The organism is Amycolatopsis methanolica 239 (assembly GCF_000739085.1).
Taxonomy (GTDB): domain Bacteria; phylum Actinomycetota; class Actinomycetes; order Mycobacteriales; family Pseudonocardiaceae; genus Amycolatopsis_E; species Amycolatopsis_E methanolica.
The window spans coordinates 838,307-860,423 of the sequence record NZ_CP009110.1; the positions used below are offsets into that span (position 1 = coordinate 838,307).

20 protein-coding genes, 3 rRNA genes and 1 pseudogene are annotated in these 22,117 nt (G+C 67.3%); 14 read left to right on the plus strand and 10 right to left on the minus strand.

Annotated features, from left to right (window positions below; translation table 11 throughout):
* Nucleotides 1-63: 63 nt before the first annotated feature.
* Nucleotides 64-1,005 carry a sugar-binding transcriptional regulator gene (locus AMETH_RS04135; protein WP_017986785.1) on the minus strand — a complete coding sequence of 314 codons (942 nt, stop codon included), beginning with the start codon at nucleotides 1,003-1,005 and terminating at the stop codon, nucleotides 64-66.
* Between the two features lie 136 nt (nucleotides 1,006-1,141).
* Between AMETH_RS04135 and AMETH_RS04140 the strand changes: the two genes are divergently transcribed.
* From AMETH_RS04140 to AMETH_RS04155, 4 genes are read left to right on the plus strand one after another with little or no spacing between them, the layout of a single operon-like run.
* Nucleotides 1,142-2,146, plus strand: coding sequence for a zinc-dependent alcohol dehydrogenase family protein (locus AMETH_RS04140; protein WP_017986786.1), 1,005 nt, complete (start codon nucleotides 1,142-1,144; stop codon nucleotides 2,144-2,146).
* Nucleotides 2,139-3,479, plus strand: coding sequence for an ABC transporter substrate-binding protein (locus AMETH_RS04145; RefSeq protein ID WP_017986787.1), 1,341 nt, complete (start codon nucleotides 2,139-2,141; stop codon nucleotides 3,477-3,479). The genes AMETH_RS04140 and AMETH_RS04145 overlap by 8 nt, the downstream gene beginning before the upstream one ends.
* On the plus strand, nucleotides 3,476-4,411 hold the full coding sequence (locus tag AMETH_RS04150; protein WP_026153790.1) for a carbohydrate ABC transporter permease: 936 nt from the start codon (nucleotides 3,476-3,478) through the stop codon (nucleotides 4,409-4,411). Before AMETH_RS04145 ends, AMETH_RS04150 begins: the two co-directional genes overlap by 4 nt.
* On the plus strand, nucleotides 4,408-5,232 hold the full coding sequence (locus tag AMETH_RS04155) for a carbohydrate ABC transporter permease (RefSeq protein WP_017986789.1): 825 nt from the start codon (nucleotides 4,408-4,410) through the stop codon (nucleotides 5,230-5,232). The genes AMETH_RS04150 and AMETH_RS04155 overlap by 4 nt, the downstream gene beginning before the upstream one ends.
* Here the strand turns inward: AMETH_RS04155 and AMETH_RS04160 are convergent, their stop codons facing one another.
* The gene (locus tag AMETH_RS04160) at nucleotides 5,233-5,424 is read right to left on the minus strand and encodes a ferredoxin (RefSeq protein ID WP_017986790.1); all 192 of its coding nucleotides are present in this window, start codon (nucleotides 5,422-5,424) and stop codon (nucleotides 5,233-5,235) included. It abuts the gene before it with no gap.
* An 8-nt stretch (nucleotides 5,425-5,432) separates the two neighbouring features.
* Nucleotides 5,433-6,617 carry a cytochrome P450 gene (locus AMETH_RS04165; protein ID WP_026153792.1) on the minus strand — a complete coding sequence of 395 codons (1,185 nt, stop codon included), beginning with the start codon at nucleotides 6,615-6,617 and terminating at the stop codon, nucleotides 5,433-5,435.
* 130 nt (nucleotides 6,618-6,747) lie between these two features.
* Between AMETH_RS04165 and AMETH_RS04170 the strand changes: the two genes are divergently transcribed.
* Nucleotides 6,748-7,380, plus strand: a complete 633-nt coding sequence (locus AMETH_RS04170; protein WP_017986792.1) for a TetR/AcrR family transcriptional regulator — start codon at nucleotides 6,748-6,750, stop codon at nucleotides 7,378-7,380.
* An 11-nt stretch (nucleotides 7,381-7,391) separates the two neighbouring features.
* Nucleotides 7,392-8,030 (plus strand): GNAT family N-acetyltransferase, encoded by a 639-nt coding sequence (locus AMETH_RS04175; RefSeq protein ID WP_017986793.1) that lies wholly within the window; start codon nucleotides 7,392-7,394, stop codon nucleotides 8,028-8,030.
* A gap of 118 nt (nucleotides 8,031-8,148) precedes the next feature.
* On the opposite strand, the gene AMETH_RS04180 is transcribed toward AMETH_RS04175, so the two are convergent.
* From AMETH_RS04180 to AMETH_RS04195, 4 genes are read right to left on the minus strand one after another with little or no spacing between them, the layout of a single operon-like run.
* Nucleotides 8,149-9,018, minus strand: coding sequence for an aldehyde dehydrogenase family protein (locus AMETH_RS04180; RefSeq protein ID WP_017986794.1), 870 nt, complete (start codon nucleotides 9,016-9,018; stop codon nucleotides 8,149-8,151).
* Nucleotides 9,011-10,444, minus strand: coding sequence for an aldehyde dehydrogenase family protein (locus AMETH_RS04185; RefSeq protein ID WP_017986795.1), 1,434 nt, complete (start codon nucleotides 10,442-10,444; stop codon nucleotides 9,011-9,013). The genes AMETH_RS04180 and AMETH_RS04185 overlap by 8 nt, the downstream gene beginning before the upstream one ends.
* Complete coding sequence (deoC, locus tag AMETH_RS04190) at nucleotides 10,444-11,397, minus strand: deoxyribose-phosphate aldolase (RefSeq protein WP_017986796.1); 954 nt, start codon at nucleotides 11,395-11,397, stop codon at nucleotides 10,444-10,446. The genes AMETH_RS04185 and deoC overlap by 1 nt, the downstream gene beginning before the upstream one ends.
* Nucleotides 11,394-12,014 carry a DUF1707 SHOCT-like domain-containing protein gene (locus tag AMETH_RS04195; protein ID WP_017986797.1) on the minus strand — a complete coding sequence of 207 codons (621 nt, stop codon included), beginning with the start codon at nucleotides 12,012-12,014 and terminating at the stop codon, nucleotides 11,394-11,396. Before AMETH_RS04195 ends, deoC begins: the two co-directional genes overlap by 4 nt.
* Nucleotides 12,015-12,148: 134 nt before the next feature.
* Between AMETH_RS04195 and upp the strand changes: the two genes are divergently transcribed.
* From upp to AMETH_RS39635, 3 genes and pseudogenes are all read left to right on the plus strand, one after another.
* Nucleotides 12,149-12,772 (plus strand): uracil phosphoribosyltransferase, encoded by a 624-nt coding sequence (gene upp / locus AMETH_RS04200; protein ID WP_038531865.1) that lies wholly within the window; start codon nucleotides 12,149-12,151, stop codon nucleotides 12,770-12,772.
* Nucleotides 12,773-12,913: 141 nt separating this feature from the next.
* Nucleotides 12,914-13,000, plus strand: a pseudogene (locus AMETH_RS41310) (class I SAM-dependent methyltransferase); the annotation flags it as partial.
* A 50-nt stretch (nucleotides 13,001-13,050) separates the two neighbouring features.
* The gene (locus AMETH_RS39635; protein WP_017986799.1) at nucleotides 13,051-13,359 is read left to right on the plus strand and encodes a hypothetical protein; all 309 of its coding nucleotides are present in this window, start codon (nucleotides 13,051-13,053) and stop codon (nucleotides 13,357-13,359) included.
* Here AMETH_RS39635 and AMETH_RS04210 read toward each other — a convergent pair.
* Nucleotides 13,320-13,925 carry a TetR/AcrR family transcriptional regulator gene (locus AMETH_RS04210; RefSeq protein WP_017986800.1) on the minus strand — a complete coding sequence of 202 codons (606 nt, stop codon included), beginning with the start codon at nucleotides 13,923-13,925 and terminating at the stop codon, nucleotides 13,320-13,322. The genes AMETH_RS39635 and AMETH_RS04210 overlap by 40 nt on opposite strands.
* Nucleotides 13,926-14,009: 84 nt before the next feature.
* Between AMETH_RS04210 and AMETH_RS04215 the strand changes: the two genes are divergently transcribed.
* Complete coding sequence (locus tag AMETH_RS04215) at nucleotides 14,010-14,414, plus strand: MerR family transcriptional regulator (RefSeq protein WP_017986801.1); 405 nt, start codon at nucleotides 14,010-14,012, stop codon at nucleotides 14,412-14,414.
* Nucleotides 14,411-15,391: an aldo/keto reductase gene (locus AMETH_RS04220; protein WP_017986802.1), complete on the plus strand. Its 981-nt coding sequence runs from the start codon at nucleotides 14,411-14,413 to the stop codon at nucleotides 15,389-15,391. The genes AMETH_RS04215 and AMETH_RS04220 overlap by 4 nt, the downstream gene beginning before the upstream one ends.
* A 14-nt stretch (nucleotides 15,392-15,405) precedes the next feature.
* On the opposite strand, the gene AMETH_RS04225 is transcribed toward AMETH_RS04220, so the two are convergent.
* Nucleotides 15,406-15,804, minus strand: coding sequence for a hypothetical protein (locus AMETH_RS04225; protein WP_017986803.1), 399 nt, complete (start codon nucleotides 15,802-15,804; stop codon nucleotides 15,406-15,408).
* A 58-nt stretch (nucleotides 15,805-15,862) separates the two neighbouring features.
* Nucleotides 15,863-16,315 (minus strand): flavodoxin family protein, encoded by a 453-nt coding sequence (locus tag AMETH_RS04230; RefSeq protein WP_017986804.1) that lies wholly within the window; start codon nucleotides 16,313-16,315, stop codon nucleotides 15,863-15,865.
* Between the two features lie 689 nt (nucleotides 16,316-17,004).
* Between AMETH_RS04230 and AMETH_RS04235 the strand changes: the two genes are divergently transcribed.
* The 3 genes from AMETH_RS04235 to rrf all read left to right on the plus strand — a co-directional run bounded on the left by AMETH_RS04235 (nucleotide 17,005) and on the right by rrf (nucleotide 22,111).
* Nucleotides 17,005-18,524 (plus strand): 16S ribosomal RNA (locus tag AMETH_RS04235).
* A 277-nt stretch (nucleotides 18,525-18,801) separates the two neighbouring features.
* Nucleotides 18,802-21,918, plus strand: a 23S ribosomal RNA gene (locus AMETH_RS04240).
* A gap of 76 nt (nucleotides 21,919-21,994) precedes the next feature.
* Nucleotides 21,995-22,111 (plus strand): 5S ribosomal RNA (rrf, locus tag AMETH_RS04245).
* The 16S, 23S and 5S rRNA genes sit together here, the layout of an rRNA operon.
* Nucleotides 22,112-22,117: the final 6 nt, after the last annotated feature.

A 22,117-nucleotide genomic window follows, 5' to 3' on the forward strand; every position in this document is an offset into this window, starting at 1 on the left:
CTCGCCGATCGAGCCGGTTCCGCGACGCGGAGATCGCACGGCGTTGCGCGGGACCCGCGCGTCTCAGCCCTGACGGAGGCGTAGCGCGCCTTCCGCGGCAGGCGTGTCCGTGATCAGCGTCGACACCAGTCCCGACCGCAGCACGGCGTCGATGGCCTCCGCCTTCGGCGCCGTGTAGCCGAGGGCGATCACCTCGGGCACCTTCAGCAGCTCCGCCGTGTCGATCGCCAGCACGTGGTGCGCCAGCCCGGTCGACAGCGGCTTCCCCTCGCCGTCGAACAACCGCGCCGCGACCTCCGCCCGCGCGCCCCGCGCGGTGATCGCCTCGCGTTCGGCCGGGGACACCGCGTCGTACACCGTCGACTCGCCCGGTAGCCACGCCCCGATGCTCACCACGGCCTTCGTCAGGCGCGCGAACTGCGCGAACGTCTCCGCGATGCCCGGCTGTCGCCGCAGGATCTCCGTCGTCCGGCGGTCCGGCAGCACCAGCGGCCCGTAGATCGGGTACGCGTCCCCGCCCGACACCTCCGCCACCTGCCGCACCGTCTCCACCGACCGGTCCCGCATGTCCATCCCGGCCTGCACACCGCACAACTGCACGATCGGGCACTTCGGCAGCCGCCGCACCGCCGCCGCCATCGCGTTCACCGACCGCGCCCACGACAACCCGACCACGTCGTCCTCGGTGACCGTCTCCGACAGCAGCTGCGCCGCGAACGCCCCGATCTGCCGTCGCACCTGCGGGCGCGGCCCGGTGCTCGCCGCTCGATTGAGCACAAACGCCTGGCGCAGCCCGTACGCGGACCGCAGCTCGTCGGACAGTCGCACGTCGACCGGAGCCGGGGGAGCGAACTCCACCCGCACCAAGCCCTGCGACAACGCCGCGTCGATCAGCCGCGCCACCTTGAACCTGCTGATCCCGAAGTCGGCGGCGATTTCGATCTTGGACTGCCCCAGCACGTAGAACCGGTGCGCCACCAGCGTCGCGGTGAGCCCGTCCAGCATGCCAGCTTCGCTCATCTGAGCACTATAGCGCTAGCTCCGTTGACGAGAAACCCTCAAAACCCCTCTAATGCATGACCAGACATGTGACCACAAAGTCGTGATGCACTCAGATGAGCGCAGGAAGAGGTGAGACGGCATGCGGGCCGCCATCGTCGATCAGCCGGGTTCCATCAGGGTCGGCGAGGTTCCCGATCCCACGCCGGGGGAGCGCGACGTCGTGATCAAGGTCGGCGCGTGCGGCATCTGCGGCACGGACCTGCACATCGCCGACGGGCACTTCCCTCCGACGCCCTACCCGATCGTCCCCGGCCACGAGTTCGCCGGCGAGATCGTCGAGATCGGCAAGAACGTCCCCGGTGGCTGGCAGGTCGGCGACCGGGTGGCCGTGGACCCCTCCCTGTTCTGCGGCTACTGCGACCCGTGCCGCGCCGGCCACGGCAACCTCTGCGAGAACTGGGGCGCCACCGGCGACACCGTCGACGGCGCCTTCGCCGAGTACGTGAAGGTGCCGGCGAGCACCTGCTACCGCCTGCCCGACCACCTGTCCTGGCAGGAGGGCGCCCTCGTCGAGCCGGTGTCCTGCGCGGTGCACGGCGTCCGGCGCATCGGGGTCGAGGCGGGCGAGCACTTCCTGGTCGTCGGCGCCGGGACCATGGGCCTGGTGATGCAGATGCTCCTGCAGCGGGCCGGCGCGCGGGTCACCGTCGTCGACCGCAACGCGTCCCGCCTGCCACGGGCGAAGGACCTCGGTGCGCACGCCGTCGCCACCGATGTGTCCGAACTGGACGGTGAGCGGTTCGACGCGGCGGCCGACTGCACCGGTGCGGCCCCGGCGATCGAGGCCGCGTTCGACGCGCTGCGCCGCGGCGGGCGTCTGCTCGTCTTCGGCGTCGCCCCGGCGGAGGCACGTGTCGCGCTTTCGCCGTTCCGGATCTACAACGACGAGATCACGGTGGTGGGATCGATGGCTGTTCTGCACTCCTACGGCGCCGCGCTGGACCTGGTGGCCTCCGGCGCGATCGACACGAAAGCCCTGCTGACCGACGCGTTGCCGCTGGAGCGGTTCCCCGACGCGCTGGACCTGATGCGCAGTGGTGCGGGTCTGAAGGTGCAGGTGCTGCCGGGGGCCACGGATGCGTAAGCGGCTGGCACTCCTCGCGGTCGCCGCGCTGCTGACCCTGACCGGCTGCGCGGGCGCCGGCGCGCTCGGCGCGGGGGCCAACACACTGGTCATCGCGATCGTGGCGAACCCGCAGATGAACGACGCGATTTCGCTGTCGCACGAGTTCGAGGCGGTGAACCCGGGCGTCAAGCTCAAGTTCGTGTCGCTGCCGGAGAACCAGGCGCGCGCGAAGATCACCGCCTCGACCGCCACCCAGGGCGGCGAGTTCGACGCGGTGATGATCAGCAACTACGAGACCCCGCAGTGGGCGGCCAACGGCTGGCTGGAGAACCTGCAGCCCTACATCGACGCCAGCGCTGGCTACGACCCGGGCGACTTCATCCCGAGCATCCGCGACTCGTTGTCCTACCAGGGCTCGATGTACGCGGTGCCGTTCTACGGCGAGTCGTCGTTCCTGGCCTACCGCAAGGATCTGTTCGAGCAGGCCGGGCTGACCATGCCGGAGCATCCGACGTGGCAGCAGATCGCCGACTTCGCCGCGAAGCTGGACAACAAGCAGGCCGGTGTCGCCGGCATCTGCCTGCGCGGCAAGCCCGGCTGGGGCGAGAGCCTCGCGCCGTTCACCACCGTCGCCAACACCTTCGGCGCGCAGTGGTTCGACCAGGACTGGAACGCGAAGCTGGACACGCCGGAGTTCCGCGAGGCCGCGAACTTCTACGTCAACCTGGTCCGCGAGCACGGCGAGGTCGGCGCCTCCAGCGCCGGGTTCTCCGAATGCGGCACGCGCTACGGCCAGGGCCAGGCCGCGATGTGGTACGACGCGACCGTGATGGCCGGGACCAACGAGGACCCGGAGTCGAGCAAGGTCGTCGGCAAGTCCGGCTACGTCGCCGCGCCCGTGGTGAAGACCGAGGCGAGCGGCTGGCTCTACACGTGGGCGCTGGCGATCCCGAAGGTCGCGAAGAACAAGCAGGACGCCTGGAAGTTCCTGCAGTGGATGACGAACAAGGAGTTCGTGCAGACCGTCGGCAAGACCTACGGCTGGAACCGGGTCCCGCCGGGCTGCCGGTTCTCCACCTACCGGATCCCCGAGTACGCCGAGGCCGCGAAGGCCTACGCTCAGCCGACGCTGGACGGCATCGACGCGGCCGACCAGCGCAAGGTGATGACGCAGCCGGTGCCCTACCCGGGTATCCAGTTCGTGGGCATCCCCGAGTTCCAGGACCTGGGCACCCGGGTCAGCCAGGAGCTGTCGGCCGCGATCGCTGGTCAGATCACCGTCGACGAGGCCATCGAACAGTCTCAGGAGTACGCGCAGACCGTCGGCGATTCCTACCGGGAGACGAAATGACCGCCGTTGCGCCCACTGTTGCAAGTGGACAGAGAGTCGAAGCGAAGCCGGAGAAGCGCAAGGGCGCGAGCCCGTGGGCGCGTCGCGCGCCCCTGCTGCCCGCGCTGTTGTTCACCATCGTGGTGACCCAGATCCCGTTCATCCTCACGGTGGTCTACTCGTTCCAGTCGTGGAACCTCGTGCGTCCGGGGTCGCAGCACTTCGTGGGGTTCCAGAACTACGCCGACGTGTTCGCCGACTCGCAGTTCCGCGGCGCGATGCTCAACACGGTCGTCCTGACCGTGGTGTGCGTGTTCGTCGCGCTGCTGCTCGGGCTCGGCCTGGCGCTGCTGCTGGACCGCAAGTTCCTCGGCCGCGGCGTGGTGCGGACGCTGCTGATCACGCCGTTCCTCATCCTGCCCGCGGCCGGTGCGCTGCTGTGGAAGACGACGATGTTCGACCCCACCTACGGGCTGCTCAACTTCGTCTTCGGCGGCGAAACCGACTGGCTGTCGGAGTTCCCGCTGGCGTCGGTGATGGCCCAGATCGTGTGGCAGTGGACGCCGTTCATGATGCTGCTGATCCTGGCCGGCCTGCAGAGCCAGCCGAAGGACGTGCTGGAGGCCGCGCAGGTCGACGGCGCGGGCCGGTGGCGGACGTTCGCGTCGATCACGCTGCCCCACCTGTCCCGGTACCTGCAGCTGTCGGTGCTGCTGGGCGCGATCTACATCGTGAACAGCTTCGACGCGATCTTCCTGATGACCCAGGGCGGTCCGGGCACCGCGAGCACCAACCTGCCGTACTACATCTTCCAGCGCGCGTTCCAGGGCTTCGACATCGGCCAGTCCTCGGCGATGGGCGTGATCGTGGTGGTCCTGACGCTGATCGTCGCGACCTTCGCGCTGCGCCTGATGTTCCGCGCGTTCGACGTGAGCAAGGGGGTCGTGAAGTGAGCACCTTGCGCAGGCGGCTCGGTGCCGCGTCACTGACCACCGCGACGTGGGTGGTCGCGATCCTGTTCGTGTTCCCGCTGATCTGGATGGTGCTGACCGCCTTCAAGCAGGAGGCCGACGCCTACACCGATCCGCCGCGGATCGCGTTCACCCCGACGCTGGACCAGTTCGCCAGCATCTTCGAGCGCGGATTCCTGCCCTACCTGGGCAACTCCGCGTTCGTGACGATCCTGTCCACGCTGATCGTGCTGCTCCTCGGCGTCCCGGCGGCGTACGCGCTGTCGCTCGCCCCGGTGCCCAAGACCAGCAACGTGCTCGGGTTCTTCCTGTCCACGAAGATGCTGCCGGTCGTGGCCGCGATCATCCCGCTGTACGTGATCTCGCAGCGCACTCAGCTGCTGGACAACGTATGGGCGCTGGTCATCCTCTACACGGCGATGAACCTGCCGCTGGCGATCTGGATGATGCGCTCGTTCTTCCTCGAGGTGCCCACCGAGATGATCGAGGCCGGGCGCGTCGACGGGGCGAGCCTTCCGACACTGCTGTACCGGGTGATCCTGCCCGTGGTCGCGCCCGGCATCGCGGCGACCGCGTTGATCTGCGTCATCTTCTCGTGGACCGAGTTCTTCTACGCGGTCAACCTGACGGCGGCGCGGGCCGGCACGGTGCCGGTGTTCCTCGTCGGCTTCATCACCAGCGAAGGCCTGTACTGGGCGCAGCTGTCGGCGGCCGCGCTGCTGGCCTCGCTGCCGGTGATGATCGTCGGGTGGATCGCGCAGAACCACCTGGTCCGCGGCCTTTCGATGGGTGCGGTGAAGTAGCTACTCCTGCAGGGACAGCGCCACTGCGGGGCACAGCTTGACCGCCTCGCGGGCGCTGTCCACCTGCCCGCCCTCGGGGTTTTCGACCAGGACCACGACCGTGCCGTCGTCGTCCTGGTCGAATACCTCCGGTTCGGTCAGAACGCACTGGCCCGCGCCGATGCACAGATCGGTGTCCGCGACGATGCGCATGGCTCCTCCTACCAGGTCACCGGGAACTCGTGGATACCGTAGACGCTCGCGTCGTCCTTGAACGGCAGGGAGTCCAGCGGCACGGCCGGCCGCAGGCCGGGGATCCGCCGGAACAGGGTGTCGAACACGATCTGCAGCTCCATCCGCGCGAGGTTCTGGCCGAGGCACTGGTGCGCGCCGAAGCCGAACGCCAGGTGGTGCCGCGCGCCTCGCTCGATGTCCAGCTCCTCGGGGTGGTCGAACGCCTCCGGGTCGCGGTTGGCGAGATTGCTCAGCGGCACCACGCCTTCGCCGGCCTTGATGAGCACGCCGCCGAGCTCGACGTCCTCGACCGCCACCCGGGAGACCGCGAACTCGGCGATCGTGAAGTACCGCAGCAGTTCCTCGACCGCGGGCAGCGTCTTCGACGAGTCCTCCTGGATCTTCCGGATGTCCTCCGGGCGCTCCAGGAACGCCATGGTGCCCAGCGAGATCATGTTCGCTGTGGTCTCGTGCCCGGCGACGAGCAACAGGAACGCCAGGCTGACCAGCTCTTCGCGGTCGTCCTGCTGTTCGAGCTGGCGGCTCAGCAGGTCGTCGGCCGGTTCCTGCGCCTTCCGCTCGATCAGCTCACCCAGGTAGTCGCGCAGAGCGTCGATCGCCGCCTTGCGCTCCGCGGGCGGCGTGAGCCGGCTGAGCAGACGGGACGAGTGCAGCTGGAAGAACTCGTGGTCGGTGTACGGGACGCCGAGCTGCTCGCAGATGACCAGCGACGGCACCGGCAGAGAGAGCGCTTTCACCAGGTCGGCCGGCTTGGGACCGGCGAGTATCGCGTCGATGTGCTGGTCGACGATCTCCTGGATGCGCGGGCGCAGCGCCTCCATCCGCCGCACCGTGAACTCGCCGACCACCTTGCGCCGCGCCGGGCCGTGCTCCGGCGGGTCCATGCCGATCAGCGACGCGCGGAAGCCGGTGTTGATCCGCTGTCCCTTGGCCAGCAGCGGGAAGTGGGGGTTGCGCCGGTCGGAGCTGAACCGCGGGTCGGTCAGCATCGCCCGGATGTCCTCGTGCCGGGTGATCGTCCACGCCGTCTCGCCGCTGGGCAGCGTCACCCGCTGGATCGGCGCCTCGTCCCGCAGTCTGCGGTGCTCATCCGGCGGCGCGTATGGGCAGCCGCGAGTGATGGGCAGTGTGGCGGGAAGCTGAGCGGTCACGGTGTCGCCCCCAATCCGGAGAAAATGTGGAAGGATGTCGTCCACTTATCGCCAACGTACTGATGTGGAAGTTTTTCGTCCACCTACGTTCGGGTGAGAGAATCTCGCGGGGGTGACGGAGAGGAACGACATGACGGCTTCGGAAACGCGGCTGCGCGCGGACGCCCAGCGCAACCGCGACCAGATCGTCGCCGCCGCCCGCCAGGTATTCGCCGAAGCGGGTCCCGACGTGCCGATGGAGGAGATCGCACGCGCCGCGGGAGTCGGGGTCGGCACGCTCTACCGGCGCTTCCCCGACCGGGAGGCGCTGATCCGGGCCGTCGCGCGGGAGAGCTTCGCGCAGGTCCTCGCCGACGCGAGGGAAGCGGCGGCCGAGGAACCGACGGCGTTCGACGCGCTGGTGCGCGTCGTCGGGCGGTCGCACCAGCTGCAGGCCAGCGTCCAGCTGGCGCTGGTTTCCGAGCGGGCGAAGGAAATTCTCAAGGGCGACCCGGAAACCGCCGCGTCCCGCGACGCGCTGATGGCCGAGCTGGACGCGATCGTGAAGGCGGCGCAAGCCGAGGGGTCGATCCGCGCCGACGTCGGGACCGGCGACGTCGCCATCCTGTTTTCCCTGGTCCTGCGCCAGCCACCGGCGGTGGACGACCCCGCGCTGCTGGCCTTCGAACGCGCCGCGGCGGTCATGCTGGACGGGCTCCGGTCGAGCTCCGGCAGCCCGTTGCCGGGCCGTCCGATCACCGGCGAGGACCTCCGGATTTCTTGACGGGTACCGGTATGGTGCTCGCGATGGTGATGCCTCCGCCCCGTCTCGACCTGGCGCGCTACCGTGCCCCGGTCTGGGCCGACGTGCCTGCGCGTGCCGGGCGGAAGGTGCGGCTGCGGGTGATCACGCCTGCCGATCAGCGCAGGCTGGCCGGGTTCGACCGGGAGGCCGCGGACACCCGCCGCGTCGGGGAGTACCGGCACTGGGCGGCGCACCGCGCCGAAGCCGACTTCCACTTCGCGATCGAGACCCTGCGCGGCGGTCTCGTGGTGGGCTCGCTGTCGGCCACCGAGGCGGATTCGCCGGACCGGTTCAGCTACGGCATCGGGATCGGGTTGCAGCACCGGCGCTGCGGTTACGCGGGCGACGCGGTGATCACGTTGCTGCGCTTCATGTTCGGCGAGCGCGGCTACCGGAAGTGCGAGGTCAGCATCTACGGCGGCAACGTGGCGTCGCTGTCGATGCACGCCGGGCTCGGCTTCCGCGAGGAGGGCCGGGTCCGCGACACTGAGCTGTCCCGTGACGGTGTCAAGTACCTGGTGCTGATGGGCATCACGGACACCGAGTTCGCGGAGATCCACCCGGACTTCCCGGCCACCAGCCCGCGGGGGCGGCACTGGCGCCCCCGCGGACGGCACCGCGACCGCTAGGGCGGCCGGGAGTTGCGTTACCGCTAGCCCCGCCGAGGGCGTTGTTCTGATGCCCTTGGCGAGGTCGCGGTGCCTTCGCGCGCCGAGGCGCGGGCGGCAGTCACGCGGCCCCGCCCCGCTAAACGCCCATCGGGTGCCAGACGGTCTTCGCCTCCAGGTAGCGCCGCAGCCGGGCGATGTCCGGTCGCTGCGTCCAGTCCGGCTCCTCCGCGGGCACGGCCAGCACGCGCTTCACCGTCCCGGCCGCCTCGCGCGCCAGTTCCGCGCGGTCCTCCGCGCCCGTCGGGTCCAGCGCGTTCACGTCGCCGTGGGAGGCCAGCCACGGGCCGAGCTCCGCGGCGCGCCCGGTGAGGATGTTGGCCACCCCGCCCGGCAGGTCGGACGTCGCCAGCACCTCGGACAGCGTGATCGCGGGCAGCGGCCGCTCCGCGCTGCTCACCACGACCGCCGTGCAGCCGGTCGCCAGCGCCGGCGCCAGCACGCTCACCAGGCCGAGCAGCGACGACTTCTGCGGCGCGAGGATCCCGACCACCCCGGTCGGCTCCGGCACGGTGAACGAGAAGTACGGCCCGGCGACCGGGTTCGCCGCCCCCAGCACGCTCGCCACCTTGTCCGTCCACCCCGCGTACCAGACCCAGCGATCGATCGCGGCGTCCACGACCGTCTCGGCGCGACGCCCGGACAGCCCCTCGGCTGCCCCGACCTCGGCGACGAACTGGTCGCGGCGCCCCTCCAACACCTCCGCGACCCGGTACAGCACCTGCCCGCGGTTGTAGGCGGTCGCGCCCGACCAGCCGGGGAACGCCTTGCGCGCGGCCACCACCGCGTCCCGCACGTCCTTGCGCGAGGCGTGCGCGGCGTTGGCGAGGAAGTTGCCCTTGCGGTCGGTCACCGGGTACACCCGGCCGGACTCCGAGCGTGGGAACTTGCCGCCGATGAACAGCTTGTACGTCTTCGCGACAGTGATGCGCTCAGGCTGATTAGACACTGAGGTACCCCTCCAGACCGGTGCGGCCACCCTCGCGGCCGAAGCCCGACTCCTGGTAGCCGCCGAACGGCGCCGCCGGGTCGAAGCGGTTGAACGTGTTGGCCCAGACCACCCCGGCGCGCAGCCGGTTCGCCGTCCACAGGATCCGCGAGCCCTTCTCGCTCCAGATCCCGGCGGAAAGCCCGTAGGGCGTGTTGTTGGCCTTCGCGACCGCCTCGTCCGGCGTGCGGAACGTGAGCACCGACAGCACCGGCCCGAAGATCTCCTCGCGCGCGATCCGCATCGACTGGTGCACGCCGGAGAACACCGTGGGCGCGAAGAAGAACCCGCGGTCGGGCACCGGGCACGGGCTGGTCCACCGCTGCGCGCCCTCGGCCTCGCCGGAGTCGGCCAGCTCGCGGATCCTGGTCAGCTGCTCGGCCGAGTTGATCGCGCCGACGTCGGTGTTCTTGTCCAGCGGATCGCCCAGCCGCAGCGTGGAGATCCGGTGCCGCAGCTTGTCCAGCAGCTCCTCGGCGACGGACTCCTGCGCGAGCAGGCGCGAACCGGCGCAGCACACGTGGCCCTGGTTGAAGAAGATGCCGTTGACGATGCCCTCGACGGCCTGGTCCAGCGGCGCGTCGTCGAAGACCACGTTCGCGGCCTTCCCGCCCAGCTCCAGCGTGAGCCGCTTGGGCGTGCCCGCGACCTGGCGCTGGATGAGCTTGCCGACCTCGGTCGACCCGGTGAACGCGATCTTGTCGATGCCTGGGTGCCCGACCAGCCGCGCGCCGACGTCCCCGGCGCCCGGCAGGATGTTCACCACCCCCGGCGGCAGCCCGGCCTGCTGGCAGATCTCGCCGAACACGAGCGCCGTGAGCGGGGTCGTCTCGGCCGGCTTGAGCACCACGGTGTTGCCGGTGGCCAGCGCGGGCGCGATCTTCCACGCCAGCATCAGCAGCGGGAAGTTCCACGGGATGATCTGCCCGGCGACGCCCAGCGGCTTCGGGTCCGGCCCGTAGCCGGCGTAGTCGAGCTTGTCGGCCCAGCCCGCGTGGTAGAAGAAGTGCGCGGCGACCAGCGGCAGGTCCGAGTCGCGGGACTCCTTGATCGGCTTGCCGTTGTCCAGCGTCTCCAGCACAGCCAGCTCACGCGAGCGTTCCTGGATCAGCCGCGCGATGCGGAACAGGTACTTCGCGCGCTCGCTGCCCGGCATCGGGCCCCACGTCTTCTCGAACGCCTTGCGCGCGGCCTTCACCGCGGTGTCGATGTCGGCGGCGCTCGCGGTCGAGACTTCGGCGAGGACCTCCTCGGTGGCCGGGTTGACGGTCTTGAGCGGTTCGCCGCCGCCGTCGACGAACTCGCCGTCGATGAACGGCCGGTAGCTCGGCTTGAGGTTCGCCAGGTCGCGCGACTCGGGCGCGGGCGCGTACTCGAAGACAGGCATCAGTCCACCGCCACGTAGTCGGGGCCGCTGTAGTGGCCGTCGTGCTGGGTGCGCCGCTGCAGCAGCAGGTCGTTGAGCAGGCTGGACGCGCCGAAGCGGAACAGCTCCGGGGTGAGCCACTGCTCGCCGGCGACCTCGTGCACGGCGACGAGGTACTTGATCGCGTCCTTCGTGGTGCGGATGCCGCCTGCCGGCTTGACGCCGCGCAGTTCGCCGGTGGTGGTGAACCAGTCGCGGACGGCCTGCAGCATCACGTGCGTGACGGGCAGCGTCGCGGCGGGGGAGACCTTGCCGGTGGAGGTCTTGATGAAGTCGCCGCCCGCCAGCAGGGCCAGCCAGGAGGCGCGGCGCACGTTGTCGTAGGTGACCAGCTCGCCGGTCTCCAGGATGACCTTCAGGTGCGCGTCGCCACAGGCGGCCTTGACGGCCTGGATGTCCTCGAACACCTCGCCGTAGCGGCCTTCGAGGAACGCGCCCCGGTCGATCACCATGTCGACCTCGGTCGCACCGGACTCCACGGCCAGCGCCACGTCGGCGAGCTTCACCTGCCGGGACGACCGCCCCGACGGGAAGGCCGTGGCGACGCTCGCGACGCCGATGCCGGTGCCCTTGAGCCCGTCGACGGCCGTCGCGACGAGGTCCGGGTACACGCACACCGCGGCGACCTGCGGCGTGTCCGGCCGCTCCGGGTCGGGACGCCGCGCCTTCGCGGTCAGCGCGCGGACCTTGCCGTGTGTGTCGGCGCCCTCGAGCGTGGTCAGGTCGACCATCGAGATCGCGGTGTCGATGGCCCAGAGTTTGCTGGACTTCTTGATGCTGCGGGTGGCCAGGGCGGTGGCCCGGGCTTCGACCCCGACCTGGTCCACACCGGGCAGGCCGTGCAGGAAGCGCCGGAGGCTCGCGTCGTCGCGGGTGGCGTCGGCGAGAGCGGCCGGCAGGGTGGGTGCGCTCACCCGCCAGAGTCTAGTTGCGGGGTCTGACTCTTCCGCGGCTTGCGCACGACCGTGACCGCGCCCCAGAACGCGAGCCCGGTGACCTTGACGACCGGCGCGCCCGGCGGCGGGGGCTGCGTGGACGCGCCGCCGCGGTCCTGGCTCTCGAACGCGCCCATGAAACCGACGCCGGTGACCTCGACGATGATGTCGTCGGGCACCACGATGTCGATGCCGCCCATGATCGCGACGGCCGTGATGGTGGTGTGCCGTTCGCTGAACCGGGCGCTGCGCAGGTCCATTTCGACGCCGCCCCAGAACGCGACGCTGGTGTGCTCCGGCGGCACTGTCCACGGGCCCTTGCGGGTGACGCCGGACATGACGGCGACGGAGGCCTTCGAGCCGGGCACCCCGCCGATCCGGTCGTCCGGGGTGAGCGCCCGCGGCGCGGCGGGCTGCACGGCGGCCGATGACACCCCCGGCAGGTCCGCGACCGGCGGCTCCAGTTCGGCGAGCGTCTTGGCGGCGTACACGGTGTCGAGCCGCTCTTCCAGTTCCTGCACCGTGATCCGCCCCTCGGCGAGCGCGTTGTGCAGGATCTGCGCGACCCGTTCCCGGTCCGCGTCGGAGGCCCGCATCGGCCGGCGCTCGGGGGTCCCAGGCTGTTCCACCGCGCGAGCCTATCGGGGTCCGCCTGCTTCCGGGTCACCTTCCGGAGACTGTTCCCTCCACGCCGACGATCCACCCCCGTCGTCGGCTACCGTGACGCTCCATGGACGTGCTTGTCGTCGATCATCCGCTGGCCAAGGCCAGGCTGTCGACCATGCGTGACGCCCGCACGGACAGCGCGGCCTTCCGGGCGGCCCTGCACGAGCTGACCGTCATGCTGATCTACGAGGCCACCCGCGAGGCGCCGGTGCGCACCGAACGCATCCACACGCCGGTCGCCCGCACCGACGCGTACCGGCTCGCGAACCCGCCGCTGCTGGTGCCCGTCCTGCGCGCCGGGCTGGGCATGGCCGACCAGGCGCACAAGCTGATCCCCGAGGCGCAGATGGGTTTCGTCGGCCTGGCGCGCGACGAGGAGACCCTCCAGCCGACCCCGTACATGGAGTCGCTGCCCGACGACCTGTCCGACCGCCCGGTGTTCGTCCTCGACCCGATGCTCGCCACCGGCGGCTCGATGGAGTACACGATCCGGCTGCTGACCGGCCGCGGCGCCACCGACGTCACCGCGATCTGCGCACTCGCCGCGCCGGAGGGGATCAAGCACCTGCAGGACAGCGGCCTGCCGGTCCGCGTGGTCACCGCGAGCGTCGACGAACGGCTCAACGACTCCGGCTTCATAGTCCCCGGCCTCGGCGACGCGGGTGACCGTCAATACGGTGCCCGCTGACCCGTACTGGAACAGCAATGTCGCCCGGCACGCGGGGATCCTGCGTGCCGGGCCGGACGGCTGTGCGGAAGCGCTGGACGCCGCTGCGGCGACGGGCTGCTCGCGCGGAACCCGGCGGGCAGCGCGAAGCGGGTCACCGGGATCGACAGCTCGCCGGAAATGATCGCCCGCGCCCGCGAACAGGCCTGCGGTCCCCGGCTCGTCGAGGACGACTTCCTCGCCGCGGGCCTCCCCACCGGATACTACGACTTCGTCTGCTCGTCACCGCGATCCACCACATGGCGTTCGAGCCGGCGCTGGCCCGCATGCGGGACCTGCTGCGGCCGGGCGGCACGCTCGTCGTCGGCCTGGCGCGCGAGGCGACCTTGGCGGACTGCGCGATCTGGGCCGCGGCCACCCTGGTCGTGCGGATCACCAAGGTGCTGCGCCGGGCGAGCGTCCCGGCAGGCGTGCCGACCGCCAAACCGGCGATGAGCTACCGCGAGGTCAGCGACGCGGCCCGGCGCCTCATGCCCGGCGTGCGCTACCGGCGGCGCCTCCTCCGCCGCTACTCCCTGACCTGGGTCAAGCGCCACCCGTCGGCGTGAGCGCGCAGCGCCGCCTCGTAGGACGCGACCACGTCTAAGTCCCTCGGCAGGTTCCCGTTCAGCTCCAGCGACACCAGCCCGTGCACGATGCCCCACGCGCTGACCGCGATCACCTCGGGCGCGACCGCCCGGAACACTCCGGCGGAGATCGCCGCGCGCACGGTGTCGACCAGCGGCGCGAGCGAGTCCCGCGCGGTCCGCGTCGCCTCCGCGCCCGGCTCGAACCCGGGCAGGGCCTTGGTGAACATGATCGAGTACAGGTGCGGGTCGGCCAGCGCGCTCTCCCGGTAGGCCAGCCCGAGCCGCACGAAGTCCTCCACCGGGTCGCCGGAGCGCGAGATGCCCCGCAACCGCGCCCCGAACCGCCGGAACCCCTCCAGGTAGACGGCGTTGACCAGCTCGGGTTTGCCGCCGAACAGCGAGTACACCGCGGTGGTCGAAGTGCCCACGTCGGCGGCGAGCTTGCGCAGGCTGAGCGCTTTCGGCCCGTCCGCCGACAGCAGCTCACCGGCCCGGTCGAGCAGTTTCAGCCGGAGTGCTTCGTCGTGGGTCCGGGGTCGCGGCATGCCCCAAGGCTATCGCGACACCGTTATCGTTCCCCTCGTTCCGGAGTTGACCTGGAGTGCACTCCAGGTCGTAGTGTCGGCAGCATGAGCTACTCGATAGCGGAAGCCGCACGTCGCAGCGGGCTGTCGATCGACACCCTCCGCTACTACGAGCGCATCAAACTCCTCGACCCGCCCGCCAGGGACACCGCGGGCAGGCGGGCCTACTCCGACGCCGACCTCGCGTGGCTGGAGTTCCTCACCAAGCTCCGCACCACGGGCATGCCGATCAAGATGATGCGGGAGTACGCGCAGCTGCGCGCCGCCGGTGACGCCAGCGCCGGCCGCCGCCGCGCGATCCTGCTCGAACAGCGCCGGTCCGTCGCCGAGCGCATCGCCGAACTCCAGGCCTGCATGGACGTCCTGAACTACAAGATCGAGAACTACGACCGCATCTGCGCCCGTGTCCCGGGCGCCGTCAGCGTGGTCCGGGAGGAGATCTCCGCGTGATCGGCACGAGGAAGCTCGGCGAGCTGGAGGTCGGCGCGCAGGGCCTTGGCTGCATGGGCATGAGCCAGGCCTACGGGGTGCGCGGTGACGACGCGGAGTCGATCGCGACGATCCACCGCGCGCTGGAGCTGGGCGTGACGCTGCTGGACACCGCCGACGTGTACGGCGCGGGGGCCAACGAGGAGCTGGTCGGCCGCGCGATCGCGGGCAAGCGGGATCAGGTCGTGCTGGCCACGAAGTTCGGCATCGTCCTCGGCGCCGAGGGGCAGCAGGTGCGCGGTGACGCGGCTTACGTCCGCCAGTGTGCGGAGGACTCGCTGCGCCGCCTCGGCGTCGACCACATCGACCTCTACTACCAGCACCGGGTCGACCCGGCCGTCCCGGTCGAGGAGACCTGGGGCGCGCTGTCCGAGCTGGTCGCCGAGGGCAAGGTCCGTCACCTTGGCATCTCCGAGGCGTCCGCGGAGACCATCCGCAGGGCGCACGCCGTCCACCCGGTGACGGCGCTGCAGAGCGAATGGAGCCTGTGGACCCGCGGGATCGAGGACGAGGTGGTGCCGGCGTGCCGCGAGCTGGGCATCGGGATCGTGCCGTTCTCGCCGCTCGGCCGCGGGTTCCTGACCGGCAGCATCACCAAGGTGGACGAGCTGCCGTCCGACGACATGCGCCGCAACCTGCCGCGCTTTGCCGAGGGCAACCTGGACCGGAACCTGCGCATCGTCGAGGCGCTGCGGAAGCTGGCGGCGGAGAAGGGCGTGACCGCCGGCCAGCTGGCGCTGGCCTGGGTGCAGAGCCGGGGCGTGGACGTCGTCCCCATCCCGGGCACGAAGCGCCGGAAGTACCTGGAGGAGAACGTGGCCGCCGCCGCGCTCGAACTGTCCGAAGCGGACATCCGGAGCATCGAGGCGGCCGTTCCCGCGGAGGCCGTGGCGGGGGAGCGCTACCCGGCGGCCCTGGCTCGCAACGTCGGCAAGTGAGGCAGGTGGCCTGATCAGGCCATCGCCACACCGACCGCCGTCGTGATCATCGCGGCGGCGAGCAGCACCGCGCCGCTGACGGTGACGCCGTGGGCGAGCGGTTTCCGGCCCGGCAGCAGGTTGAGGAACATCCCGCCGGACTGCGCGAGGATCCCGACCAGCAGCAGGAGGCAGACCACCCACTGGCCGGCGGCGCCGAGACCGCCCGCGGCGACGAGTTGCAGGGTGATCAGCGCCAGAACGAGCAGCACACCGGCGTGCGCGTGCCCGGCGCGGAAGTATGCCCGCTGCTCGTCGGTGAGCTTGCGCTTGCGCAGCAGGGCGAGCAGCGAGTAACCGCCGAACATCACCGTCGGCAGCGAAACCAGCGCGATCACGGTGAACAGCTGGGTGGAACCGGACAGGACGATCATCGCGAGCTTCCTCCTTGGGAGCGTTCCACCGCGATCGTAACAGTGTTACGTAACGTCGTTATTCCATCAGCCCCGCGGCGACGGTCGCGCCCAGCTCCCAGCAGCGTTCGAGGTCCGCCTTCGACGGTTCGCCGGTGACGGTGACGATCTCCGCGGCCTTCTCCCACCCGAGGCCCGTGGTGATCGACTCGATCCCGCGGACCGTCCCGGAGACGTCACTGCCGCCGTGCACGTAACACCCGAACGGGCGGCCGCGCGTCGAGTCCAGGCACGGGTAGTAGACCTGGTCGAAGAAGTGCTTGAGCGCCCCCGACATGTACCCGAGGTTGGCCGTGGTGCCGAGCAGGTAGCCGTCCGCGTCGAGCACGTCGGTGGCGGTGGCCGCGAGAGCCGCCCGCCGCACGACGGTGACCCCCTCGATCTCGTCGGTGGTCGCGCCTGCGACGACGGCCTCGAACATGGCCTGCAGGTTCGGTGAGGGCGTGTGGTGCACGATCAGCAAGGTGGGCACGCCTGGGGAGCGTGCCGTGGCCGATGCGCCGGTGCAACCGCGCCGGGGTGCCGGGCAGCCGCAATACCTCCTGGCCGGGGCTGCGGGGCGCGGCGGTGTAGAGGATGACCCGCCGGCCGCGGCGGGGGATGAGCACCACGTCGCTCTCGCCGGTCCGCGGGACCTACGCCTGGCTGCGTTGCGACCAAGGGGGTGCCACGCCAGCACCTCGTACTTCACGTCGACATCGAGCGCCGCTCGGCCCGGGGTCCAGGCGGCGTCGAACCCCGGGCGGCGGCCCGGCGGAGGGCCGTCGGGCCGCCGCCCGGGCCCAAAGGGCAGTTGATCAGCGCTTTTACCGTTAAGGGACCCCCCTGTTCGGGCCCCATTTCGGGGCATGTAATCTTCTCTTCGTCGCCAGGGAGACCGGGCCGGCGGGGAAGAAAAGCCCCAAGGGAACGGGATCCGGGCGGGGGGTCACGAACCAAGCTCCCACCGATGGTGGTAGAGTGGGTGACCGCCGCCGGATGAAACCACAGCGTAATTGGAGTTGCGAGACTTCGTGCGCTGGAGGGGTCGTCGGGTGACACAACAAAGCGTGTTGTTTGAGAACTCAACAGTGTATTGATGAGCTAAAGCCAGTTGATTAGCTAGAACCCTTTGTGGGTTCCTTTGAGGCTATGAGAATAGCCGGGTTTGATTTTCTGACATTGTTGGAGAGTTTGATCCTGGCTCAGGACGAACGCTGGCGGCGTGCTTAACACATGCAAGTCGAACGCTGAAGCATCTTCGGGTGTGGATGAGTGGCGAACGGGTGAGTAACACGTGGGTAACCTGCCCTGTACTTTGGGATAAGCCCTGGAAACGGGGTCTAATACCGAATATGACCTGTCGAGGCATCTCGGTGGGTGGAAAGTTTCGGCGGTACGGGATGGGCCCGCGGCCTATCAGCTTGTTGGTGGGGTAGTGGCCTACCAAGGCGACGACGGGTAGCCGGCCTGAGAGGGTGACCGGCCACACTGGGACTGAGACACGGCCCAGACTCCTACGGGAGGCAGCAGTGGGGAATATTGCACAATGGGCGGAAGCCTGATGCAGCGACGCCGCGTGAGGGATGACGGCCTTCGGGTTGTAAACCTCTTTCGCCAGGGACGAAGCGTAAGTGACGGTACCTGGAGAAGAAGCACCGGCTAACTACGTGCCAGCAGCCGCGGTAATACGTAGGGTGCAAGCGTTGTCCGGAATTATTGGGCGTAAAGAGCTCGTAGGCGGCTTGTCGCGTCTGCTGTGAAAATCCGGGGCTTAACTCCGGACCTGCAGTGGATACGGGCAGGCTTGAGTTCGGTAGGGGAGACTGGAATTCCTGGTGTAGCGGTGAAATGCGCAGATATCAGGAGGAACACCGGTGGCGAAGGCGGGTCTCTGGGCCGATACTGACGCTGAGGAGCGAAAGCGTGGGGAGCGAACAGGATTAGATACCCTGGTAGTCCACGCTGTAAACGTTGGGCGCTAGGTGTGGGCGACTTCCACGTTGTCCGTGCCGTAGCTAACGCATTAAGCGCCCCGCCTGGGGAGTACGGCCGCAAGGCTAAAACTCAAAGGAATTGACGGGGGCCCGCACAAGCGGCGGAGCATGTGGATTAATTCGATGCAACGCGAAGAACCTTACCTGGGCTTGACATGCACTGGAAACCGGCAGAGATGTCGGCCCCCTTGTGGCCGGTGTGCAGGTGGTGCATGGCTGTCGTCAGCTCGTGTCGTGAGATGTTGGGTTAAGTCCCGCAACGAGCGCAACCCTTGTCCTGTGTTGCCAGCGCGTAATGGCGGGGACTCGCGGGAGACTGCCGGGGTCAACTCGGAGGAAGGTGGGGATGACGTCAAGTCATCATGCCCCTTATGTCCAGGGCTTCACACATGCTACAATGGCTGGTACAGAGGGCTGCGATACCGTGAGGTGGAGCGAATCCCTTAAAGCCGGTCTCAGTTCGGATCGCAGTCTGCAACTCGACTGCGTGAAGTCGGAGTCGCTAGTAATCGCAGATCAGCAACGCTGCGGTGAATACGTTCCCGGGCCTTGTACACACCGCCCGTCACGTCATGAAAGTCGGTAACACCCGAAGCCCATGGCCCAACCCCTTGTGGGAGGGAGTGGTCGAAGGTGGGACTGGCGATTGGGACGAAGTCGTAACAAGGTAGCCGTACCGGAAGGTGCGGCTGGATCACCTCCTTTCTAAGGAGCAATTCACTTCCATCCCTTGGGGATGGAGTGGCTGAGTCTAGTGCCCGAGTGTGGTGCTGCTCAGACGCTCAAGGAATTGTGGACGGCTGGCTGATGCTCATCGGGGGATGGAGGTTCTGGTTTAGTACTGTCGGTAACGGCGTGGAACGACTGGAGCGAAGTCCGCTGGTGGGTGCTTGTTGGTACGCTGTTGGGTCCTGAGGCAACACGGTGTGTTGTTTCTGGGTGTGGTGTTTGAGAATTGCAGAGTGGATGCGAGCATCTTTGTGGTCAAGTTGTTAAGGGCACATGGTGGATGTCTTGGCATCAGGAGCCGATGAAGGACGTGGGAGGCTGCGATAAGCCTCGGGGAGCTGTCAACCGAGCTGTGATCCGAGGGTGTCCGAATGGGGAAACCCAGCACCTGTTATGAGGTGTTACCCGTACCTGAATATATAGGGTACGTGGGGGGAACGCGGGGAAGTGAAACATCTCAGTACCCGTAGGAAGAGAAAACACTAGTGATTCCGTGAGTAGTGGCGAGCGAAAGCGGAGGAGGCTAAACCGTGCGCATGTGATACCTGTCAGGGGTTGTGTGTGCGGGGTTGTGGGACCTGCCTTCCAGGAGCTGACACTCCTGGCACGATGCTGCATGGCTAGTGGAACCGCCTGGGATGGTGGACCGGAGTGGGTGAGAGTCCCGTACGCGAAAGCTGTGTTGGTGTGGTGTGGTGGTGTTCCCGAGTAGCAGCGAGCTCGTGGAATTTGCTGTGAATCTGCCGGGACCACTCGGTAAGCCTAAATACTTCCTGGTGACCGATAGCGGACGAGTACCGTGAGGGAAAGATGAAAAGTACCCCGGGAGGGGAGTGAAAGAGTACCTGAAACCGTGTGCCTACAAGCCGTCAGGGCCATCTTTGTGATGGTGATGGCGTGCCTTTTGAAGAATGAGCCTGCGAGTTAGTGCTGCGTGGCGAGGTTAACCCGTGTGGGGTAGCCGTAGCGAAAGCGAGTCTGAATAGGGCGTGTGAGTCGCGTGGTCTAGACCCGAAGCGGAGTGATCTACCCATGGCCAGGCTGAAGCGAGGGTAAGACCTCGTGGAGGGCCGAACCCACCAGGGTTGAAAACCTGGGGGATGAGTTGTGGGTAGGGGTGAAAGGCCAATCAAACTCCGTGATAGCTGGTTCTCCCCGAAATGCATTTAGGTGCAGCGTCGCATGTTTCGTGGTGGGGGTAGAGCTACTGGATGGCCTAGGGGCCTTACCGGGTTACCGAAGTCAACCAAACTCCGAATACCATCACGTGAGAGTGCGGCAGTGAGACGGCGGGGGATAAGCTTCGTCGTCGAGAGGGAAACAGCCCAGAACACCGGCTAAGGCCCCTAAGTGTGTGCTTAGTGGGAAAGGATGTGGGGTCGCTGAGACAACCAGGAGGTTGGCTTAGAAGCAGCCACCCTTGAAAGAGTGCGTAATAGCTCACTGGTCAAGTGGTCCTGCGCCGATAATGTAGCGGGGCTGAAGTACACCGCCGAAGCCGTGTCAATAACACATTACATCGGTTTTCATCTTCGGGTGATTATCTAGTGGTGTTGTTGGGTAGGGGAGCGTCCTGCATCCAGGGAAGCGGCCGTGGAAGCGAGTCGTGGAGGGTGTGGGAGTGAGAATGCAGGCATGAGTAGCGAATGCAGAGTGAGAAACTCTGCCGCCGGATGACCAAGGGTTCCTGGGTCAAGTTAATCTGCCCAGGGTAAGTCGGGACCTAAGGCGAGGCCGACAGGCGTAGTCGATGGACAACGGGTTGATATTCCCGTACCCGCGTATGTTCGCCCATGATGAGGCGCATGATACTAACCGCCCTGAACTGTGAGGCTCTTCGGAGTTGATCGGGGACGCGCGGGACCTGAGTGTGTAGTAGTCAAGCGATGGGGTGACGCAGGAAGGTAGCTCCGCCAGTGAGTGGTTGTACTGGTGTAAGCGTGTAGCCTGGGACATAGGCAAATCCGTGTCCCGTTGAGGGTGAGACGTGATGCGTAGCCGTTGAGGCGAAGTAGGGTGATCCTCTGCTGCCGAGAAAAGCCTCTAGCGAGAACATGTGCGGCCCGTACCCCAAACCGACACAGGTGGTCAGGTAGAGAATACTAAGGCGGTCGGGTGAACTGTGGTTAAGGAACTCGGCAAAATGCCCCCGTAACTTCGGGAGAAGGGGGGCCAAAGCACTTGAAGCCCTTTGCGGGCTAGGGTGAGTTGGCCGCAGAGACCAGCGGAAAGCGACTGTTTACTAAAAACACAGGTCCATGCGAAGTCGTAAGACGAGGTATATGGACTGACGCCTGCCCGGTGCTGGAACGTTAAGAGGACCGGTTAGCTCCCTTTGGGGGCGAAGCTGAGAATTTAAGCGCCAGTAAACGGCGGTGGTAACTATAACCATCCTAAGGTAGCGAAATTCCTTGTCGGGTAAGTTCCGACCTGCACGAATGGCGTAACGACTTTCCGGCTGTCTCAACCACAGGCCCGGTGAAATTGCACTACGAGTAAAGATGCTCGTTACGCGCGGCAGGACGGAAAGACCCCGGGACCTTTACTATAGCTTGGTATTGGTTTTCGGTTCGGCTTGTGTAGGATAGGTGGGAGACTGTGAAGCGGGGACGCTAGTTCTCGTGGAGTCGTTGTTGAAATACCACTCTGGTCGGATTGGGAATCTAACCTAGGGCCCTGATCGGGTTCAGGGACAGTGCCTGGTGGGTAGTTTAACTGGGGCGGTTGCCTCCTAAAAGGTAACGGAGGCGCCCAAAGGTTCCCTCAGCCTGGTTGGCAATCAGGTGTTGAGTGTAAGTGCACAAGGGAGCTTGACTGTGAGACTGACGGGTCGAGCAGGTGCGAAAGCAGGGACTAGTGATCCGGCATCTCCTGGTGGAAGGGATGTCGCTCAACGGATAAAAGGTACCCCGGGGATAACAGGCTGATCTTGCCCAAGAGTCCATATCGACGGCATGGTTTGGCACCTCGATGTCGGCTCGTCGCATCCTGGGGCCGGAGTAGGTCCCAAGGGTTGGGCTGTTCGCCCATTAAAGCGGCACGCGAGCTGGGTTTAGAACGTCGTGAGACAGTTCGGTCCCTATCCGCCGCGCGCGTAGGAGACTTGAGGAAGGCTGTCCCTAGTACGAGAGGACCGGGACGGACGAACCTCTGGTATGCCAGTTGTCACGCCAGTGGCATGGCTGGTTAGCTACGTTCGGAAGGGATAACCGCTGAAGGCATCTAAGCGGGAAGCCTGTTCCTAGATGAGGTCTCCCACCCCTTTGTGGGTTAAGGCCCCCAAGAGACGATTGGGTTGATAGGCCAGACATGGACGCACAGTAATGTGTTTTTGAGTGGACTGGTACTAATAGGCCGAGGACTTGCCCACAAAGCTGCTACGCATCCGCTCTGCAACTCTGAAACACCACACCAGTTGGAACATCTCTGGTGTTGTTTCGGAGAGTTTCGGTGGTTATGGCGGTAGGGAAACGCCCGGTCCCATTCCGAACCCGGAAGCTAAGCCTGCCAGCGCCGATGGTACTGCACCCCCGCGGGTGTGGGAGAGTAGGACACCGCCGAACACAACT

What these genes read in the sequence shown, in the direction of transcription:
- AMETH_RS04185 (WP_017986795.1), bottom strand. Translation starts at nt 10,444, where the DNA reads ATGCCTGTCTTCGAGTACGCGCCCGCGCCCGAGTCGCGCGACCTGGCG.
- AMETH_RS39635 (WP_017986799.1), top strand. Translation starts at nt 13,051, where the DNA reads ATGGCGTTCGAGCCGGCGCTGGCCCGCATGCGGGACCTGCTGCGGCCG.
- AMETH_RS04150 (WP_026153790.1), top strand. Translation starts at nt 3,476, where the DNA reads ATGACCGCCGTTGCGCCCACTGTTGCAAGTGGACAGAGAGTCGAAGCG.
- upp (WP_038531865.1), top strand. Translation starts at nt 12,149, where the DNA reads ATGGACGTGCTTGTCGTCGATCATCCGCTGGCCAAGGCCAGGCTGTCG.
- AMETH_RS04135 (WP_017986785.1), bottom strand. Translation starts at nt 1,005, where the DNA reads ATGCTGGACGGGCTCACCGCGACGCTGGTGGCGCACCGGTTCTACGTG.
- AMETH_RS04225 (WP_017986803.1), bottom strand. Translation starts at nt 15,804, where the DNA reads ATGATCGTCCTGTCCGGTTCCACCCAGCTGTTCACCGTGATCGCGCTG.
- AMETH_RS04215 (WP_017986801.1), top strand. Translation starts at nt 14,010, where the DNA reads ATGAGCTACTCGATAGCGGAAGCCGCACGTCGCAGCGGGCTGTCGATC.
- AMETH_RS04210 (WP_017986800.1), bottom strand. Translation starts at nt 13,925, where the DNA reads ATGCCGCGACCCCGGACCCACGACGAAGCACTCCGGCTGAAACTGCTC.
- AMETH_RS04160 (WP_017986790.1), bottom strand. Translation starts at nt 5,424, where the DNA reads ATGCGCATCGTCGCGGACACCGATCTGTGCATCGGCGCGGGCCAGTGC.
- AMETH_RS04170 (WP_017986792.1), top strand. Translation starts at nt 6,748, where the DNA reads ATGACGGCTTCGGAAACGCGGCTGCGCGCGGACGCCCAGCGCAACCGC.
- AMETH_RS04195 (WP_017986797.1), bottom strand. Translation starts at nt 12,014, where the DNA reads ATGCGGGCCTCCGACGCGGACCGGGAACGGGTCGCGCAGATCCTGCAC.
- AMETH_RS04140 (WP_017986786.1), top strand. Translation starts at nt 1,142, where the DNA reads ATGCGGGCCGCCATCGTCGATCAGCCGGGTTCCATCAGGGTCGGCGAG.
- AMETH_RS04175 (WP_017986793.1), top strand. Translation starts at nt 7,392, where the DNA reads ATGGTGCTCGCGATGGTGATGCCTCCGCCCCGTCTCGACCTGGCGCGC.
- AMETH_RS04145 (WP_017986787.1), top strand. Translation starts at nt 2,139, where the DNA reads ATGCGTAAGCGGCTGGCACTCCTCGCGGTCGCCGCGCTGCTGACCCTG.